Origin of the sequence: Limosilactobacillus ingluviei DSM 15946 (assembly GCF_001435775.1) — a bacterium.
Classification (GTDB): Bacteria; Bacillota; Bacilli; order Lactobacillales; family Lactobacillaceae; genus Limosilactobacillus; species Limosilactobacillus ingluviei.
Map to the genome: position 1 here is coordinate 1 of NZ_AZFK01000043.1, position 3,852 is coordinate 3,852.

General features: G+C 44.2%; 2 protein-coding genes and 2 pseudogenes. All 4 read left to right on the forward strand.

Annotated features, from left to right (window positions below):
- A pseudogene (locus FC43_RS06030) lies at positions 1–448 on the forward strand (hypothetical protein); the annotation flags it as partial.
- Between the two features lie 55 nt (positions 449–503).
- Entirely contained in the window at positions 504–869 is a 366-nt protein-coding gene (locus FC43_RS06035) for a hypothetical protein (protein ID WP_056954919.1), read from the forward strand.
- A 447-nt stretch (positions 870–1,316) separates the two neighbouring features.
- Complete coding sequence (locus tag FC43_RS06040) at positions 1,317–2,294, forward strand: protein rep (RefSeq protein ID WP_056954921.1); 978 nt, start codon at positions 1,317–1,319, stop codon at positions 2,292–2,294.
- Between the two features lie 896 nt (positions 2,295–3,190).
- Positions 3,191–3,852: pseudogene (locus FC43_RS06050) on the forward strand (hypothetical protein); the annotation flags it as partial.

A 3,852-nucleotide genomic window follows, 5' to 3' on the forward strand; every position in this document is an offset into this window, starting at 1 on the left:
GGGGGGGAAAATTCGTTTGGCTCCAGTCAGATTAGACCTTGCTTCGCGCATGGAAGAACTTTATGGCCAGTATGCTTATCCTGCTACTGAGGATCTGTTAAAAAAAGAAGTTTACCTTCGCCATATGCGCGCGAATAAGCCGTTTTATTCAGAACCTAGTTCCAAGATTCCATCTCATATTTTTCGTGCTGAGTATGCCCAAGAACGGTTAAAACAGCTTAATAATCAACAGTATCAGGGTTTTCGGACGGTTAAGACCTATATTCATGATGGCCGTAAACCGGACGGTAAATGGCGTTGGGTTCCGTCCACCAAAGAAATTAATCTTGCCGACAACTGGCAGATAGGAGCGTACAAAGCTCAATATGGGGCGTTCTTTGAGCTAAGTAAGGAGTTGGGGCACAATAGGCTTGACGTGTTGCGGCATTATTTAGGAATTGGCCGATAATGTAGCTTGATTATGTAGCCACAAAATGATAATATAAAACCAAGGAGGTGGAAAAATGGAAAAGATTAATCGCGCTAACAAGGATACGGTGATTCGTATGCGTGTTACTGCTGAGGCACGTGATTATCTGAAACATTTGGCTAGCAACCAAGGTATTACTTTATCAAATTTAATGGCGCGGGCACTTGATGATTATGTACTGCGGCATGAATTAAAAACTCGCATGGATAATTTGGAAAATGAATTAGCCGAAAATGGGTTGGCTTACGATGATGACCATAAATTGTCTGAAATTGGCTTAGATGGCCTTGTGAGCTTGCTGAAATCTGTGGGTGTTGAAGATGTTGATCAACTTGTGCGGTTAATTGAGCTGGCGGCGAAGCCCGATCAAGGAAGCCGCGGGTCAACGGTACCGGACTGACCGTAGGGAGGGAGGATAAGGAGTTGACGCGCTGATCAATGCCACCCTTACGGTTGGCAAAAATTCTTTTTTGCCGCGCCTTCCCGGCAGGGATACAGGGGTCAAGCGCCCGGCGCTTGGTCGGGGGTTTGGGGGCGACAGCGCCCCATGAAATGCTCGATTTTTTGATTTTTTAGGCGATTCCCATTGAGGCAAAAAAAAGTGGTTTGATAGATGCATCAGGCCAAGCTATACTAGGAAATAGCAAAAAAACTATACGAAAAAAGCCCACGTGCTGTCCTTGTGACTTTGGCCGGTCCTGGATACGTGAGCTTAGATCTATTCCGTACTTTTTGTACTAGGTAAAGTGTACATAAAGGTGGGAAAAAATTCAACCGCGAGAGTTGAATTCGCTTAGATTTAGGCTCCTTAGCACTATTCAAAGTGGGTGTGAAAGGAGCTTTTTTGATGGCAGAGCAAGTATTTGTTGATTACGATTCTCGGGGCCAGAAGCGGCCATGGCAGAAGAAAAAATTGCAGAGTTTGGATTATGCAACTTACTTGGAAATGCTGAGCTTAAAAAAATCGGCCCGAGTTAAAGAGTGCGGAAACGTACTGGAATTTGCCGAAGATGGGACTGGCAAGCGGAAGCTGGCGCGAGCATGGTTTTGTAAGTCGCGCCTGTGCCCGTTATGTAATTGGCGCCGGTCTATGAAAGCGTCGTGGCAATTAGAGCAGGTGCTGGAAGCGGCCCATAAACGAGAACCGCAAGATCGGTTTATTTTTCTGACCTTGACCGAGAAAAACGCAGAGGGTCAAGAGTTACGGGGCCGGATCAAGAATTTTGCTAAAGCTTTTGAGAAGCTGATACACCGAAAGGCAGTTAAGCAATTTTTAGTAGGGTATGTTCGGTCACTAGAAATTACGATTAATGATTTGCCAGACGGTGGGATTACCTATCACCACCACTATCACGTCTTGCTAATGGTTAGAAACTCGTATTTTAAAAAAGGTGGTTACTTGAGCCAAAAAGAGTGGACGGACTTATGGCAGGAAGTACTAGACTTAGATTACACGCCAATTGTGAACGTAGAATCCGTTAAGAGGAATAAGCGCAAGGGGACTAATTCCTTGGTGGCCTCGGCAAAGGAAACGGCTAAGTACCAAGTGAAGCCGGGTGATTATTTAACGGCAAGAGAAACTGGTGAAAAAGCAAAGGTGGATCGTGATTTGGCAGTTGTCAAGACGCTGGAAGAGGCGCTGACTGGCTTGCGACAAATTTCATTTGGTGGTTTGCTGAAGCAGGTACGGGCTGAATTACATTTGGACGATATTGAAGATGGCAATTTAGTTCACACGACCGACGAAAAAGTTAGTGATGCGGTGCGTCAAATTATCGTGAAGTGGAATGCTAGCCGTGGTAATTATTTTTTGACAGGTAAGTAAAAGGAGAGGGTACAAAATTGCCAGCTTGCTGGCAATTTTGTTTTCTTATCTTGATACTATATAGAAACAACTCTGATCACTTTTTGCGGGGTAACGATCTCTGTATCCATTGTGGCTCAAGGGATTAGGTTGCATATGTTTCTGAAAACTAGGTGGAATGTTTTTGGAAACCATGTATGATTTTAGGCTTTTAGATCTTAGTTTATGGTGACAACTTTTTTAAATGACATTGTTTCTATTTCTATGCTAAAATAAAACCATAGATGATAAGTAATGGATCATCTTGCGACCAAGTGGCCGCTTCGTTTTGTGTAAAAGCTTCCAGGTGGAGGCGCGTTATGTTTTGTGTTGCCCTCATTTTTTGATGCTGGGCGTTTAAATTTTGGGAAAATAATTAACTTGAGGATAGGTGTAATTACGCCTGTCCTCTTTTTGTTTGTCACAGTTGCAAAGTTGCAACTACAAGGAATAAAGAAAGAGGGGAGCTTATATTTGCTTGGTGAGAGCAAGCGCAACTATTTGGCTGCGGGGCATAAAAAGTTGAATTTGAGGAGTTTTTGTACTGCGCTCAAAAAGGAGGTTTAAGAAAGTGGATCTTGAATTGTGTAGGAATAATAGAGAAGTACTGAGTAGCAGAGGGGCGGCTGGCTAACCAATGCCGGGAGGCTGGTTAGCCAGCCGATCCCTTACAGAACAGCGTTTTCTAGGTATTAAAAACAGGTAAATTTTTTGATTATTGATTTGTGATTAGTTGACTGTTGCATAGGTCGGGACCAATCGGGGATTGTAACCCATGTTGGCCAATAGAACGTCTGAAAAATGGCGCTGGTCGCACTAAAATTGCTAATTTCTCCCAGGAGGGGGACCGCGGTCCCAGGTTTTAACAGGGGGTTATCATGTCAAAAAATTTACGTCAAATGTTTCGCCAAGAACTGATTGCACAACAGAAGAGAGCCGGAAGTCGTCACAGTTACAAAATTAAATCTAATCACCGGGCTGATTACACAAGAATTTATTCTTATCGTAGCTATGAACTTCACTGGAAAAGAGCACAAACCTTTGCCGCTTGGCTAAAAGAGCAGACTAACGTCCGCTCTATGGATCAGATTTCGCGTGAAATTGCTATTCAGTATCTTGTTTATCAGCGTGATAGAGGCCTTAGCGCCAGCACAATTGGCGCTGATGCTCTTATGATCAATCATCTTATGATCGGTTCTGGACATTGGCGCCCAGAAGATCGGGTCGTAAAGTCTGCAATTGCTGGTATGCCGAAACGTTCTTACTTGGAACGGCGCACAAAATTGTTGACGTCCGCCGAATGGCGGCGAACTTATCCTGATCGTTATCAACGCCATCGGGATGAAATAGATACTATGCGCGCATTTGGCTTACGCCGCCGAGAGATGTTTTCAGTGCATTCTCAAGCGAAAACTGAAGGATTTGGGCCTCAATCAATCTATCGAGGAGCTGATGGTCGCTTGTTGGCTCTTGTAAGAGGGAAGGGGGGGGAAAATTCGTTTGGCTCCAGTCAGATTAGACCTTGCTTCGCGCATGGAAG